Source organism: Serratia quinivorans, assembly GCF_946227985.1.
Classification (GTDB): Bacteria; Pseudomonadota; Gammaproteobacteria; order Enterobacterales; family Enterobacteriaceae; genus Serratia; species Serratia quinivorans_A.
In genome coordinates this window covers 134,166-148,621 of the sequence record NZ_CAMKGL010000001.1, presented here as the reverse complement: position 1 = coordinate 148,621, position 14,456 = coordinate 134,166, and the positions used below count along the sequence as shown (strand labels likewise).

Genomic DNA, 14,456 nt, shown 5'->3' with positions numbered 1-14,456 from the left:
CAGAGCCAGTTATTAGGGAGAGCGTGCCGAAGGGGTCGTAGCAGCTTTAGCTGCCGACCAATTTGCCGGGAGCAAATTGGAACGACTTCCAGTCGGCCCGTAGGGTGGGACACATGGACGTGTCCCATAATGGCCCCTCGGTGCGCTAGGCCCGGGTATCTCGGGCTTTAATCAAACTCGGGCGGGGTTATTCCCGCCCTTTTCATTTAGCGCTTAATTTCAGCTACCGCCTGCTCAAGGGCCGCAATATCATCGTTAGCCAGCAAAGGCTGCACGCGCGAAAAGTCTTCCGCCGACAAATCATAAATGCGCAAAGCAAGTAGCCGGGCGATAGTCTGCGGGCTAAACCGCAGTTTGATCGGCCGTGCCGGATTACCCCCCACCATAGCGTAAGGTTCAACATCCTTGGTCACAATACTGCCTGCAGCCACTATCGCCCCTTCCCCAATGTTCACGCCCGGCATCAGCATCGCCCGCATCCCGATCCAACAGCCGTCTCCGAGCCGGGTGTCACCCCTCGGCTGATAGGAAGCCAGAATGCTTTCCATCATCGGATACAGGCAGAACCAATCGGCACGATGAGTATGATTACCCCCCATCAGGATCACGGCCTCGGCGGCAATGCAGACATAATCGCCGATCAGCAATTGGTCTATCACGCCTAGCGGCTGCCACTGTTGGCTGACCTCGTCTCCGTGCAAATAACGCACCACGGAGCGCTCAAAGCCGTCATCCAGGTAGTCGCTGTAATAGCTGTGGGTCCCTTTGACGATAATATTGGGGTTGGTCACCGTTTGGTGCAGCAGTTCTGTTTTTGACCAGTGTTTTTCAGTCATGGCGCTTTCTCTATATTCATTGCAAGAGCCACAGCCAAATGTCTGTGGCAGTGTTTTTTGGTCGTAAAACACTGCCGTTTTAAGCGATTAACGCCCGTTTTAATCTTGGGTTATTGGTCATTATTACCTCCACATATTGACTCAAGGGTAACAAATCACGCCTCAGCCGTCTTGTTCTTCAGCATCAGCACCCCGCCCATCACCAGGGCGCTGCCGAGCAGTTGTAACGAGCTCATGTTTTCCCCCAGCAGGAAATAGGCGATCACCGCCGTGAACACCAGCTCCAGCGACAAAATCAGGTTCGCCACCGCCAGCGGCAAGGTTTTCAGGCTGATGTTGTACAGGCCGAACCCCAACAGCGTCGGGCCTGCGGCCAGCGTTAGCAGCAACAGCCAACCGCGCCACTCGATGCCCTGCCCCCCCTCTGAAAGGAACCACAAGGAGCCGGTCATGCCATGGAAAGCCGCCAGTGGGTATAACGTCAGCGCGATGTTGAACAGCCACTGATAGACGGCGGAAAAACCAAACACGTACAAAATGGTATTCCACACCGGATAATGGCGTTCAGTCGCCACCCGTCCGCCCAGCGTGTAGAGGGTATAACCGATGCCGGACAGCATACCGACCAACAACCCCGGCAGGTTAAAATGGCTGTTGCCCATGCTGTCACCGTTGCTGACCAGAAAACAGCCCCCCAGGCTGACCACAATCACCACCAACTGGCGCAGGTTCAGGCGTTCGCTGTAGATAATCCAACCGAGGAAAACGGTAAAACCCACCGAGCAGTAAGTCAGGATGGTCGCCACCGACGCGCCGTTCAGCGCCACCGACAGCGTCCAGAGGCTGTTGAATACCGCCAGCAGCAGGCCATAACAGGCATAAAATGGGATCTGGGAACGCCGTAAACGCGCCCACTCGGGCTTAAACAGCAGCAATGCCGGCAATAAAACCAGCGCCACCAATGCCGCTCGCCAAAAGGCCAGCACAAAGGTCGGCAGGTGATAATACTGCGTCAGCACGCGGATAATAATGGCGGTAAAAGCCAGCAACATGGCGCTGATAATGGCAATCACATAACCCTGACTGCTGCCCTGTAAAATACCCGCGCCGGGGAAAACCGGCCTGGCGGAAACACCCGATGGTAATGACATGACACCCTCAAAAAACGGCGGTAATAAACTCAGGCAGAGATTCTAACGCCGCGCGATTTTGCCGCCAGAGCCACTTTCCCCCGATGTTATGCAGGCCACTTTTATCCGCTTGAAGGCCTGTTGCTATGGGGTATAGTAAAAATCATCACCGTTAACCGAGCCAATTTCGCATGCATATTCCATTAGACCGTCAGCAGGATGTTCCGCTGTATCTGCAAATTGAGGAGGCGCTGCGGCGGGCGATCCTGAGCGGCGTGTTTGTCGATGGTGATAAGCTGCCTTCAACCCGTACGTTGGCCACCGAACTGGCTGTCAGCCGGCTGACGGTTGACAACGCCTATGCTGAACTGGCGGCCAAAGGCTTTTTGCGCCAACGGCGTGGCAGCGGTGCCTATGTCCAGCCCCCGCTGCCACTGCCCGCACAGCCAAAACCGGCAACCGATGTCCCTTTTCCGGCGGAGCGCTTTACCACCCTGACCTCACGACTGGATGGCTACCCCGATATCCCCCTGCCGGACAGCATCATCAACTTTGCTGCCGGTGTCGGCAGTCCGAAAGTTTTCCCGCAGGAAGAGTTTCGCAAGATCTTGCTGTCGGTGCTCAGCCGCCATGCGGAAGAGGCCTTCAGCTATGGTGAATACTGTGGCTACTACCCGCTGCGCGATACGCTGGGGCGGATCCTCACCGCGCAGGGCATTCCGACCCATGCGGAACAATTGCTGATCACCAACGGCTCACAACACGCCATCAGCCTGATTGTGCAAAGCCTGCTGGAGCCAGGCGATACGGTGATCGTCGAACAGCCGACCTACGCCGAAGCCCTGGGGCTGCTGCGCCTGCACCGCATCAATATCGTCACTATTCCCAGCGATCGGCACGGCATGCTGGTTGACCAACTGCCCGCCCTGCTGGAAAAACACCGGCCGAAGCTGATTTACACCATCCCCAATTTCCATAACCCTACCGGGCGCTGCATGAGTGAAACCCGGCGGCGTCGCCTGTTGGCACTGGCTCAACATGCCGGGGTGGTGATCCTCGAGGACGATTTTGTCGGTGATTTGCGCTACAACGGCAAGCAATTGCCCTCGCTGCGGGCACTCGCGCAGCCGGGAGCGGTGATTTATGTCAGCACATTTTCCAAAATGCTGTTGCCCAGCATGCGCATCGGCTATCTGGTGGCGGACAGCGAACACTATCAACGTATCGCCAGACTGAAACACGTCGACAGCTTTACCAGTTCCAACCTGATCCAGCGCGCGCTGGACGCCTTCGTCACCATCGGTCGCTACGACAAGCAACTGCGGCGTGCCGGACGAGTCTATCGCCAGCACCGGGATGTGATGGTCGCCGCATTACAGCAACAACTGCCGCCAGGCTGCCGGTTTGAAACGCCGGAGGGCGGGTTGTTTATCTGGCTGACGCTGCCCGCCGCCGTCAGCACCGAAGCACTGATGCCGGTAGCCTGGCGAGAAGGCGTGACTTTTGCACGCGGTGAGTGTTTTTATGCCGAAGAACAGCGTGGCGCGCACGGCCTGCGGTTGAATTTCGCCGCCAACACGCCGCCACTGATAGAAGAAGGTATCGCCCGGCTGTGCCGGGCGATTCGTCAGGTGATAGCGGTCGAATAAACCGGTGATTACAGCCCGGCCCACCACAGCCGCAGCTTCATGCCCCAATAGCTGGTCCAGCCGGTGGTGCTTTGCACCACCTGGCCTTTGGAGATGATCACCAGCGTTGGGGTAACGCCGATTTGCCACTGCGCCGACAGCTCGCCACGCGGATCGTTAACCACCGGCAAGGACACCCTTTTAGCAGCCAACCACTGCGCCACCTGAGCATCGTCACCGGAGCGCAGCGCTACGGTCAACACGTTGCCCCCCTCGCCGACCAGTCTGGCGACATAGGGAGTGGTGAAGCGGCAAACACCGCACCAGCTGGCCCAGAAATAGACCAGCAACGGTTTATCCTGACTGAGCTGTGCCAGTGACACCTGCTCACCGCTCAGCGTCGTCAGGGCCTGCGAATCGAAGGCTGGCGGAGCCTGCGGTGCACGCAGCCAGTCCATGCCGAACGCCGCTACCAGGACAATCAACAGCAGGATCAGCAGTTCCCGCGCCCAACGCCGCAGCCTAGCCATTTTTGACCTTCGCCAATTGCTGTTTCACCATCGCCTCCAGTTCCTCGTAAGACACGGCCCCCGGCAACATCTGATCGCCGATCAGCGTCGCCGGCGTCCCCTGCACGCCCAATTTTTCTGCTAACTCCATATTGGTGCGCAACGTGGTCATGCTCAGCTCACTGGGTGCCACTTCTTTCACCCCGGTTTTCTGCTGGGCAGCGGTAATGCTGGCGGTGTCATGGAAACCTTTTTTCGCCATCAGCCGCTGGTGCAACGCCCAAAACTGGTCCGGATGCTGTTGCCAGGCAGTCAATGCCACCCGTGCCGAACTGACCGAGCTTTCGCCTTTGAATGGCAATAATTTCACCACCAACGCGACGTCCGGGTATTGTTTGACGATCTTCTCCAGCATCGGATCAAAACGCTTGCAGTACGGACAGTTGTAATCGGTAAAGGTCACCAGCGTCAGTTTGGCGTTGGCCGCCCCCAGACGCGGGCTGGCCGGGTCTTCATACAGGGCTTTGGCGTTTTGCTTGATCGCCTGGCTGATTTGCTGGCCGGTGGTTTGCTGCTGCCAGGCATCGACCGCCTGCGCCAGAATATCGGGGTTCGACACCAGCGTTTCACGGATCAGCTCTTTAATGCGGACTTCCTGTTCCGGGGTAAATGGGGCTGCGGCCCAGACAGGGGTAGCGATCAGCATCAGTAAAATCATTAATTTTTTCATTGTGAATTTCCTTTGGCGGCGGACAGGGTTTGCAATACGGCATCGCGGGTCAACAACGGGGACAACACCACGCCGTCGCGGCGGCCGGGGCCATAGATTTGGTTAAAAGGCACGGCGACACTGCCGCGCTGTTGCAGGAAGGCGCTAATTTCGGCCGATGGACGGCTCCAGTCCCCCCGCAGGGCGACAACGTCCTCGGCGCCCAGCGCTTTTTGCACGTCATCGCGTAGCAGTACATTGAATTTATTGGCTTTACAGGTCACACACCAGTCAGCGGTGACGTCGACAAACACCCGTTTGTTCTGGGCCAGCGCCTGGGTGATCGCCTCCTCGCTCAGCGGTTGCCAGGCCACATTGTCATGCAACGGCTGACGCCACAGCCCGGCGGTCAGCGAACCGGCCAATAGCACCACCCCAACCAGCACCAGGGTAGCGGCTGCCAGCTTGGCCGCCAGGCGAACCCCATGTTGCCAGCCGACCGCCAGCAACAGGGCCAGCAGCGCGAGAACACCCACCACCAGCGTAGGGACGCCACCGATATGGTTGGTCATCAGGCTTAGCAGCCACAACGAAGAAGCCAGCATCAGCAACCCCATCACCAGTCGCAGGCTGTTCATCCAACGTCCTGGACGAGGTAAACGCAGCGCCAGCGCCGGCCAGGCGGCAATCAACAGCCAGGGCAGGCTCATCCCGATGCCCAGCGCGACAAACATGCCCCACAGCACCGGCAACGGTGCTGCCAGAGCAAAGGCCACCGCGGTACCCAGGAAAGGTGCGGAACATGGCGTCGCCAGCAAGGTAGCGAAAGCGCCCTGCCAGAAATGCCCACTCAGGCCGCGACCGTTATGGGTCGCCAGTTTGGTGTTCAGCGAAGAGGAAAGCTGCAGATGGAACAGGCCGAACAGGTTAGCGCTGAATAACAGCGTCACCAGCACCATAAAACCGATAAACCACGGGTTTTGGAACTGAATGCCCCAGCCAAGCGCCTGGTTGCTCAGTCGCAGCAGCGTCATCAGCAAAGCCAGCGCCATAAACGACGCCACAATGCCGAACGACGAAGCCAGGAACTGCAGCCGAATACTGTGCCGGTCACGCTGTTCGACCTGCAAAATCGAGCCCAGTTTGATGCCCAATACCGGCAACACGCACGGCATCAGGTTGAGGATCAAGCCACCGGCCAGCGCCATCAGCACCGCCTGCCACAGCGAGAAACTCGCCGCAACCGGTGAAGCCAGTGGCCCTTCAATAGGTAACGTCACCTGCTGCGCCACGCCGCCGTCACCGATAACCAACGTCAGGGTTTTGCCACGCAGATCCGGTGCGCTATCACCCCAGCCGTCGCTGACCGGCACCCGCGCGAACATCCGGGTGCCGTCACTGCTGACCTTGGGTTTGCCGAGATCGGCATCCTCCAGCGTATCGAAGAACAGCTCAGGCTGCTGCCAACCGGCAGCACGCTCGGCGCTGATCTGCAGTTCTCCGCGCTGATAACCGGCTTTAATACTCTCCACCACCCCATCGGCAATAGGTACCTGCCCCATTGCCTGGGCAAAGTCATGGGTAAACTGCGCGTCGGACGGCGCGTCAAGATCCAGACTAAACGGGTAGTCGGTCAAAATGCAGACATTGCTGCAGGTAGACAGCGTCAGCGTACCCGCCAACTGGCGTGGTAGCTCGCCTTTCATCACCAGCGGCAACTCAACCCGGTCGTGATAACCCTGGGTGGAAATGCCGGCAACGTCAAAACGCTGCGGCGTTGGCCAGTACCAGGTCGCCGGTGGCGGATTACCCTGCCAGGCGATGGTCGGCGCAATACCGCCTTCCCCCGGCGAACGCCAGTAGGTTTTCCAGCCTTTTTGCAGCTCTATGGCCAGCAGCAAACGGGTTTCCCCGCTGTGCGAGGTATCGGCGCGCAGCCGCACCTTGGCGTGATCGTTAGTCGGACTTTGTAGCCAGCCGCTGTCCGCCGCCTGCAAAGCAGGTAGCCACAGCAGTAACAGGCAGGCTAATGCCGACCTGATGATATTCAACATGTTTTTTCTCCATAAATGAATCAATCAACCAAAAAAGACGGGTGATGAACTCATTCACGGAACACGCATAATCGCAGATGTACCCTGAGGGTCGTGGGGGAAATGACTCTGGGAGGGGGAATGCGCAGACGCGCGGCCACGGTAGGTGCCAACAGCACCAGTAACAGACCCAGGCCGAACAGCAGGGTTTCGAACATTACCGGCGGCGAGGCCAACAAGGATTTGGCGCTCAGTTCGCAGGGAGTGGGTTGCAGTTCGGCGGCGTCATCGGTGGCAGAGGTGAGAGTGCTGGCGGCAGGCAGACCCATTACTTGCTGCAACGCATGCAGGCTCGCCATGCGCTGAGTCATGCAGGTCAGCACCACCAGGCAAGCCAGGTATAAAAACCATTTCGCAATCCGCTGCTGTCTAACCATGCCGTCCTCAATTCCAAGTCTGCGCTTATCTTAGCGGCGCAGACGCTTTTAGCAATGTTTTGCCTGTAAAGAAATGTCTGAGGACGGTATTGGTCGCGGCCGTTTACAGGTATCATACGCACAATCCTGCGCTTTTCGCCGGGTACGACGATTATTCTCTCCCCAAAGTAATGGGTGTTGCGGCAAGGCGGCAAGCAAGCGAGTTCCGATGAGCTTACTCAGGTAAGTGATTCGGGTGAGATTGCGCAGCCAACATAGTGGCAACGCCAAGTAAGCAGGGGATATACAGCGAAGGACAGGTGATATGCAACCTTTGAGTGGACCGGGCACCCCGATCGCCAGCGATCGTTCCCCTAGCCCGGACAAAACCACAACCACTGACGGTAGTCCGCTCTCCCCGGCACAACGCACGACGCTGGAGAAGCTGATCGTCAAGATCATGGCGCTCAGCCCGGCCAAGTCCGCAGAGATTTGGGTCACGCTGCGTCATGATCTGCAAACAGACAATAACAGTGAGCTACTGGCACGCCATTTCCAACCGGCCGAGCAACTGTTGCAAAACCGCCTGGCGCAGGTGCAGCAGAGCCATGCCAACCGCCAATTGTTGCAACAACTCACCGATCTGCTGCCGCAGGGCAATAACCGCCAGGCCGTCAGCGACTTTATTCGCCAGCAGTTTGGCCATACGGTGCTGAGTCAATTGAGCCACCCGCAGTTGCAGCAGGTATTAAACCTGTTGCAGACCGGCAGCCTGACCATCCCGCTCCCGCAACAAACCACCACCAGCGATCGCCCGCTGCTGCCTGCAGAACATCAAAGCCTGCAACTGCAGGTGACCAAGCTGAGCGCCGCCACCGGCGAATCGCCGGTCAAAATTTGGCAGACGCTGTTTGATCTCAGCGGGGTCAAAACCAACGATCCGCTGCCCGCTCGCCATTTCCAACTGCTGAATCAGTTTTTGCAGGTGAAGGTAGCGCTGAGCCCGCAAACCGCACCGACGCTGAACAACCTGTTAGCCGCACTTAAGCATCCTGCGGATCCGCAGGAGCAGCAACAGTTGAATGACTACTGTCAGTCACGTTTTCACTGCAATGCCGGCGCACCGCTGACCCATCCGCAGATGAGCGACCTGATCAACCAGCTGTTTGCGCGCCGTTTGGAAAAGACCGGTCCGGCACAGCCGCAGTCCGGCAGCCATGCCGAACCGCAGCCGTTGCTCAACCCACTGATTGCTGCCCTGCCCCAACCGCTGCAAAAAGCGCTGAGCAAACCGGCCGTGGCGTTTATCCTGTTTATTCTGGTGCTGGCTCTGGTATTGGCGCTGGTGTTTTAATCCCTCAGGCGCAGCCGCAGTCTTCGCCAATAGCACTTCCCTGCAGCGAGCCCGGCTGTTCACCGGTGGCCAATGGATGGCCATCGCGAAGCCAGAAGTCCAAACCGCCAATCAACTCTTTCACCCGAAACCCTTGTAGCGCCAGTTTATACGCCCCTTTGGTGGAGCCGTTGCAGCCAATACCATCGCAATAAGTGACATAAACTTATTAGTCTGTTGTGTCAGCCGTAAAACAACGCGAAGTGATTTATTCCACATTCGAACTAACCAATAATGCCCCTACCTTAATAACCGTTAAGGAATATAAAAGGAGCTTTATATGAGTGGTGGAGACGGGAAAGATAGTCGTGGCCCAACCGGTGGTGTGAAGGGAGGTTCTACTGGCCTTAGCGGTGGTCCTAACGTGGGGCACGGCGGAACACTAACAGACACGATTAACGGTGTGACGATGACCTTCGAGGGAGTTCATGCTCTTGATTCTGGTAGCGGAGTTCATTGGGGTGGCGATACTGGTGATGGTAACAAAGGTGGAAATAATAGCAGTTCCTCAGGAAAGAAATATCTGAAATCTATTCCTGGCCATCCAAATATTGTTTATGACGGAATAGTAGAAATCGATAGTAGGAAACCTCGACGGTATTATGCTCGCGTCGGTAAGGATTCTGTTTTTTTAGTTTACGTCCAAAAAGATGATAGTATTACAGGTCTTGAAGAAGTCGTCGCACCCAAAAATTACCATAATCCTTCCTGGGCATCTCGCAGAGATACGGCCAAAAAGGAAGTCACTGCGTACGTGAAAGATGAAAGGAATTTTCTCATGGAAGCTAGCGGAGTTATCGCTGATGCAGGTGAGAAAATTAGCAATCATGCTGGCCGACAATATAAAAGTTATGCTGACGCAATTGCTAATAATATTCGGAACTTTCAAGGTAGAAACATCCGAAGTTATAATGATGCGATAGCGTCATTTAACAAAGTGATGTCAAATCCTTCAATGAAAGTGAAACAAGGAGATAAGCAAGCACTTATTAATGCAATGAAAAATGTTAATGCTCAAGATATGGCAAATCGGCTTGGTCAGTTTAGTAAATTCTTCAAGGTGACAGATATTGTCATGAAGATTGATAAGATCCGTGAAAAAGCCACAGAGGGTTATAATACCGGTAACTGGGGACCGTTGGTATATGAAGTCGAGGCCATGGTACTCAGTGGTGTTGCCAGTGCCGTCGCAATGGCTATGGTGACCGGCGTATTGTCACTGCTTGGATTATCAGTGCTTGCTACTTCAGCCTTGGCAATTTCTGCCTCAGTGCTGATTGCATATGGTGCATCTTATATTGATGCAGGGCTGGTTGAAAAGTTCAACAACGAAGTTGTCCGCACAGCACATTAATAGGCAGTCACGTAAAATAAATAGAGCCTTTTCCCATAAGGCTCTATTTATATATTATGGATTTTCTAAACTCGGAATACAAAAGCCTCACTAACATCAAGAGTATAAATGTTAGCGTGTACATCCCGGCAAAAACAATAATATAATAGAGAATGATTGTATAATCATTTGATGCAGTAGCCTTCAACAGGCGATTTCCATTATTCATGTCAAACTGGCCTACCACAAAAATATAAAACATGATTAAGTATACAGCAACAAAACCGATTGAATAAAAAACCATCGAAGCCATGTTTTTTATATTTGGTTTGGACTTCACTTGATTTATGTGTTTAGCTGCAAAGTACAGAGAAAAAAAAGGTGCTACTTTGCAATAAAATGCAAGAGGTTTTGTGAGTGCCAAATTAGTCGTCGAAATGTTTGCACTAAAATCTTTAGTCAGGTCAGAAAAATAAATAAAAATCGAATTATCAGGAGATAGTTTGAAAAAAGTGAATAGAATAATTAACGGCGCAACGCCGATTAACCCTATTTGCGCGAATTTTTTCCATACTAACGCGTCACTATTCATTGTAACTTCCTGTTTTCTTGTTGGTAATGATAATTATTATTCATTGATGCGGAAATGTCCAGATTCGGATTTCAAGACAGTATGCCAATAGGTTTGGGTTTGGCCTTTACCATGTGAAACGTCTTCGATGTGAATAGGCTTTTCGGCCCTGACACCCGGTGAAATCCGCGCCGCCATCGAACGACTGGCGCGGATCTCACCCGTTTAAGCTGACAATACTGCTTTTGATTAAACTACTGCTCGGTCAAGCGCAGCTCGGCAACCACCGGCAGGTGATCGCTGACTGCCGGCCAGTGAATACCGTTCCAGTCGCCGCTGGCGTTCGGCACCGTCAGGCTGTCCAGATGCCAGCGTTGGGCATTGCCGCTAAAGATGTAGTCGACCTTGATTTCGGCATTTTCCGCCGGCCAACTGCGGCCATCTTGCGCGGTGGGCATGATGTCGTTCCAGTAACGGCTGAGTTCGCTCCAGGTGACGCTGCCCGGAACGTCGTTCATATCGCCAAACAACAGCTTGATACCGCGCATCTCAATGGTGCGATCGTTCAATTCACGCACCTGTTCCAGACGCATGGCCGGATCTTCCTTGGTGTCCAGATGGGTGTTGATCAGCGTAATCGGCGCCGGGAACTCAGGCACGTCGGTCTGGGCACTGAAGGCAATGCGCTGTTCTCGCTGGCCGGAGGGCAGCGGGTAGATTTTGCTGTCATGCAGCGGATATTTTGACAGGAACGCCAGGCCATATTCCCCGCCGTCAAAGTCAATCGCGCGGCCAAAGACCACGTGCATACCGGTCAGCTTGGCCAGTTCATCAGCCTGATCCAGCTTGCCGCTGCGGCCGGTCAGCTTGTCCACTTCCTGCAGCGCCACCACGTCGACGTTCATCGCCTTGATCGCCTTGGCGATGGCGGTCATGTCACTGACTTTACCGGCGGCAATATTGAAGCTGGCTACGCGGATCTTCGGAGCCTGATCCAGGCTATAGGTTTTGTTCTTCAGGCCGCCCAGCGCGCTGGCCACTTCGCGGCTATTGGCGTTGCTGTTGGCATGACCACCGTCGGTAGAGGACCAGGCAGTCTGAGATATTCCCAGGGATAACAAAGTTATAAGCAAAGCGTGACGTGAGCGCATGAATTCTCCTTTAGCGTTCAGATTTTTTTGTTGGGGCATCCGCACCCCAGAGCTAACAACGATTTTGCCGCAGTTACCCGCGACTATTTCCTAGTTGCCCCGCTATTTTTTTATTTTGAGCGGCGTCTCGCATTCCGATAGCGAAAGCATTGCACCATTGGACAACCGGCTGATTTAGCATTAAAACCGATAGACCGCTTACCGAGAGGAACTCGCATGACCAGCGCCATAGCCGAACAGCTCACCGAACGTTTCTTCCGCTATCTGGCGGTAACCAGCCAGAGCGATGCCACCGCCACAACCCTGCCCAGCACTCCGGGTCAGCATGATATGGCCAAACTGCTGGCAGCCGAACTGCGCGAGTTGGGGATGACTGATGTGCAAATTGATGAGCACGCCACCGTTACCGCACGTAAACCCGGCAACCAGCCCGGTGCGCCGCGCATCGGTTTTATTACCCATATCGATACCGTTGACGTCGGTCTGTCGGCAAATATTCACCCGCAGCGCCTGCGCTTTAGCGGCCAGGATCTGTGCCTGAACGCAGAGCATGACATCTGGTTGCGCACCGCCGAGCACCCGGAGATCCTGGCCTACCCGAATGAAGAGATTATTTTCAGCGACGGTACCAGCGTACTCGGCGCCGATAACAAGGCGGCGGTGACGGTAGTGATGACCCTGCTGGCTAACCTGAGCGCTACCGACCGTCACGGCGATATCCTGGTGGCTTTTGTGCCGGATGAAGAGATTGGCCTGCGCGGTGCCAAGGCACTGGATCTGGCACGCTTTGACGTAGACTTCGCCTATACCATCGACTGCTGCGAACTGGGCGAAGTGGTGTATGAAAATTTCAACGCCGCGGCAGCGGAAATCCGTATTGAGGGGGTGACCGCTCACCCGATGTCGGCCAAAAATGTGCTGATCAACCCGATTCGTATCGCCAACGACATCATCAATCAGTTCGACAGCCGGGATACGCCGGAGCATACCGAGGGACGTGAAGGCTACTTCTGGTTCAACGACCTGACGGCCAATGCCAACCTCGCCACGTTGAAAGTGTCGATCCGTGATTTCGATCTGGCGAGTTTCAATGCGCGTAAAGAACGCATTCAAGAAGTGGTGCAGCAGGTGGCGGCAAACTATCCGCGCGCCCGGGTAAGCTGCAGCGTCACGGATATCTACAGCAATATCAGTAACTCGATCGGTGAAGATAAACGTGCCATCGAACTGATTTTCGGCGCACTCGCCGCCCACGGTATTCCGCCAAAGGTGATCCCGATGCGCGGTGGTACCGACGGTGCTGCGTTATCCAGCCGCGGGCTGGTGACTCCCAACTACTTCACCGGTGCGCACAATTTCCATTCGCGCTTTGAATTTCTGCCGGTCAGCGCCTTTGTGAAGTCCTATCAGGTCACCCGCAGCATCTGTTTGCTGGCCGCACGCGGCTAACAGATGCGCCAAAGGAGAGCGGTATTTCAAGTAGAAATATCGCTCTTAAGCCAGCAACCAGCCGAGCAAACCACTCCATGCCAGCAGTGGCAGCGAGTAGTAATGGAATTTCAGCCAGATTTTTCGCTCGCCCGCCATCCGCAGTGCAATCAGGTTAGCCAGTGAGCCTATCGCCAAGCCAAAGCCACCGGCGTTGACCGCATAGGCCAACAGTTGGCTGGAAGGCACGTAGTTAAGCAGTAAAATGGTCGCCGGCACGTTGCTGATCACCTGCGACAGGCCGATCCCCAGGGCATAAATACCCCCCTCGCCCAGCCTGGCAATGTCCGCGAACCAGGGCTGAACGGCCTCAAGACGGGTGAATAACCCCACGTCAATAAACATGGCGATAAAGACAAAAATCAGGCTCCAGTCAATCTGCAACAACACCCGGCGTGCCAGCAGTAAAAAACCGGCGAACACCGCCAACAGGCCATACAGTGGCAGGTCGATATCCAGACACAGCAGAAAAATCACGTACAGTGCCACGCAGCTCAGCAACAGGCGTCGCTGGTAAGGGTAGCCTTCGGTATGTGGGGCTTTAACGATCTCCCGCGCCGGGAAACTGAACCAGGTTAACAGCAGCAGGCTGGCCAGCATCGCTGCACCAAAGGGCGCCATCTGGGCAATAAAAGCCAGAAACGACAGCGAGGATTTGCTCCATAGCAAAATGTTCTGCGGGTTACCAATCGGTGTCAGCAGCGAACCGGCATTGACCGCCAGCGCCTGGAAGATAATTAACCGACTAATTGGCAGCGAAGACAGTTTTTTTAGCGTGATAGTCAGCGGAATAACGATAAACAGCGCCACGTCGTTGGTCAGGAATGACGACAAAAGTGCGGCAGCAAACACCAGAAACAGCGCCAGCCGCCGCTCACTGTGCAGCGTATTGACTATCTTGCGGCCAATAAAGTCAAAATAGCCGCTGACCTCAACCCCCTTGGTCAACAGCATCAGTCCCAGCAGGGTAATAATGGTTCGCCAGTCGATAAAACCGCCGAGTGCAGGCAGTTGTTGCGGATTAACAACCGCCATCAACACGCCGGCCACCAGCAGAATATGTAAAAAACGATCTTTCAGGAACGGCTGGAACAGCCGGATAACGATATTTGAACTCATGTTGAGCGCTTCAAAAAAACAACCGGGGATCAGGAGCCAGAAGTTAGCCCAAGCGCGACGGCAACGCCAGTAAAATGCTCTTTTACCTTTATCCGCTTTTCATTCGCCGCACTTTGCTTTATTTGTAACGCCTTTCCCAG

13 protein-coding genes and 1 pseudogene are annotated in these 14,456 nt (G+C 55.0%); 4 read left to right on the top strand and 10 right to left on the bottom strand.

Annotation, left to right across the window (positions count from 1 at the left end; all coding sequences use genetic code 11):
• Positions 1-206: 206 nt before the first annotated feature.
• Together OCH02_RS00720 and OCH02_RS00715 are read right to left on the bottom strand one after the other, a co-directional pair.
• Entirely contained in the window at positions 207-836 is a 630-nt protein-coding gene (locus OCH02_RS00720) for a CatB-related O-acetyltransferase (protein WP_261429261.1), read from the bottom strand.
• A gap of 155 nt (positions 837-991) precedes the next feature.
• Positions 992-1,987: a DMT family transporter gene (locus OCH02_RS00715; RefSeq protein WP_261429260.1), complete on the bottom strand. Its 996-nt coding sequence runs from the start codon at positions 1,985-1,987 to the stop codon at positions 992-994.
• A gap of 170 nt (positions 1,988-2,157) precedes the next feature.
• Between OCH02_RS00715 and OCH02_RS00710 the strand changes: the two genes are divergently transcribed.
• Positions 2,158-3,615 carry a PLP-dependent aminotransferase family protein gene (locus OCH02_RS00710; protein ID WP_261429259.1) on the top strand — a complete coding sequence of 486 codons (1,458 nt, stop codon included), beginning with the start codon at positions 2,158-2,160 and terminating at the stop codon, positions 3,613-3,615.
• A gap of 8 nt (positions 3,616-3,623) precedes the next feature.
• On the opposite strand, the gene OCH02_RS00705 is transcribed toward OCH02_RS00710, so the two are convergent.
• From OCH02_RS00705 to OCH02_RS00690, 4 genes are read right to left on the bottom strand one after another with little or no spacing between them, the layout of a single operon-like run.
• Positions 3,624-4,124 carry a protein disulfide oxidoreductase gene (locus OCH02_RS00705; RefSeq protein ID WP_261429258.1) on the bottom strand — a complete coding sequence of 167 codons (501 nt, stop codon included), beginning with the start codon at positions 4,122-4,124 and terminating at the stop codon, positions 3,624-3,626.
• Entirely contained in the window at positions 4,117-4,833 is a 717-nt protein-coding gene (locus OCH02_RS00700; protein ID WP_261429257.1) for a DsbA family protein, read from the bottom strand. Before OCH02_RS00700 ends, OCH02_RS00705 begins: the two co-directional genes overlap by 8 nt.
• Entirely contained in the window at positions 4,830-6,866 is a 2,037-nt protein-coding gene (locus tag OCH02_RS00695; protein ID WP_261429255.1) for a protein-disulfide reductase DsbD family protein, read from the bottom strand. The genes OCH02_RS00700 and OCH02_RS00695 overlap by 4 nt, the downstream gene beginning before the upstream one ends.
• Positions 6,867-6,916: 50 nt before the next feature.
• Positions 6,917-7,282 carry a copper resistance protein gene (locus tag OCH02_RS00690; RefSeq protein WP_261429254.1) on the bottom strand — a complete coding sequence of 122 codons (366 nt, stop codon included), beginning with the start codon at positions 7,280-7,282 and terminating at the stop codon, positions 6,917-6,919.
• 304 nt (positions 7,283-7,586) lie between these two features.
• Here OCH02_RS00690 and flk point away from each other — a divergent pair, with 304 nt between their 5' ends.
• Entirely contained in the window at positions 7,587-8,615 is a 1,029-nt protein-coding gene (gene flk, locus OCH02_RS00685; protein ID WP_261429253.1) for a flagella biosynthesis regulator Flk, read from the top strand.
• A gap of 4 nt (positions 8,616-8,619) precedes the next feature.
• Here flk and OCH02_RS00680 read toward each other — a convergent pair.
• A pseudogene (locus OCH02_RS00680) lies at positions 8,620-8,820 on the bottom strand (rhodanese); the annotation flags it as partial.
• Between the two features lie 114 nt (positions 8,821-8,934).
• On the opposite strand from OCH02_RS00680, the gene OCH02_RS00675 reads away from it, so the two are divergent.
• A complete protein-coding gene (locus OCH02_RS00675) occupies positions 8,935-10,008 on the top strand; it encodes a colicin-like pore-forming protein (RefSeq protein WP_261429252.1) in 1,074 nt (357 codons plus the stop codon).
• Positions 10,009-10,051: 43 nt separating this feature from the next.
• Here the strand turns inward: OCH02_RS00675 and cui are convergent, their stop codons facing one another.
• Positions 10,052-10,579, bottom strand: coding sequence for a colicin immunity protein Cui (gene cui, locus OCH02_RS00670; protein WP_261429251.1), 528 nt, complete (start codon positions 10,577-10,579; stop codon positions 10,052-10,054).
• Between the two features lie 233 nt (positions 10,580-10,812).
• A complete protein-coding gene (locus OCH02_RS00665) occupies positions 10,813-11,709 on the bottom strand; it encodes an endonuclease/exonuclease/phosphatase family protein (RefSeq protein ID WP_261429250.1) in 897 nt (298 codons plus the stop codon).
• 216 nt (positions 11,710-11,925) lie between these two features.
• Here OCH02_RS00665 and pepT point away from each other — a divergent pair, with 216 nt between their 5' ends.
• On the top strand, positions 11,926-13,158 hold the full coding sequence (gene pepT, locus OCH02_RS00660) for a peptidase T (RefSeq protein WP_261429249.1): 1,233 nt from the start codon (positions 11,926-11,928) through the stop codon (positions 13,156-13,158).
• Between the two features lie 45 nt (positions 13,159-13,203).
• On the opposite strand, the gene OCH02_RS00655 is transcribed toward pepT, so the two are convergent.
• Positions 13,204-14,316: an SLC13 family permease gene (locus OCH02_RS00655; RefSeq protein ID WP_261429247.1), complete on the bottom strand. Its 1,113-nt coding sequence runs from the start codon at positions 14,314-14,316 to the stop codon at positions 13,204-13,206.
• Positions 14,317-14,456 lie beyond the last annotated feature (140 nt).